This window comes from Siphonobacter sp. BAB-5405 (assembly GCF_002872335.1).
Taxonomy (GTDB): domain Bacteria; phylum Bacteroidota; class Bacteroidia; order Cytophagales; family Spirosomataceae; genus Siphonobacter.
The window spans coordinates 1-491 of record NZ_NJAG01000237.1; the positions used below are offsets into that span (position 1 = coordinate 1).

General features: G+C 51.0%; 1 protein-coding gene. It reads right to left on the reverse strand.

Annotated elements, in window-relative coordinates; translation table 11 throughout:
- Window positions 1-112 precede the first annotated feature (112 nt).
- On the reverse strand, window positions 113-478 hold the full coding sequence (locus BWI97_RS27285; RefSeq protein WP_102203510.1) for a hypothetical protein: 366 nt from the start codon (window positions 476-478) through the stop codon (window positions 113-115).
- Window positions 479-491 lie beyond the last annotated feature (13 nt).

Genomic DNA, 491 nt, shown 5'->3' on the forward strand with positions numbered 1-491 from the left:
GTTATAAATGACTGGCAAATCCGTATTCCACCGGAGAACCTTTGCAAATTTGCTCGAAAGGCCATGAAATCTTAGGCCTGCGTTTCGCGAATACTGATACAATTCTAACCTTTCAGCCAATTGGAGAATACCGGGGCAGAAWWRGGCTGCTTGCTGTAATAGTACAGCTCGCCCAGGGCGTTGTGCGTTTCTGCCAGTAGGGTTTGCTCGCCGAGTTGTTCAAATTTCTTAGCCGCTTCCGAGTAATATTCCAGGGCTTGCGGATACTGTCCGGCGTGAAAAACAGACGACCAAGCGTCTGCAAAGCCTGGGCCGCAAGCAGGGGCTGATTGGACTCGAGTGCCAAGGCGTATTGTTGTTTGGTACGGTAAACCAGCGAAGCGGAATCACTGGCTGGCGGCGGAAGGCTTTCGCCCGTATGGGGAAGTAAAGTCCAGAAAATCAGCAGCAGGCAGGCTCGAAATACAGTCAGAATCATCAGATTTCAGCTC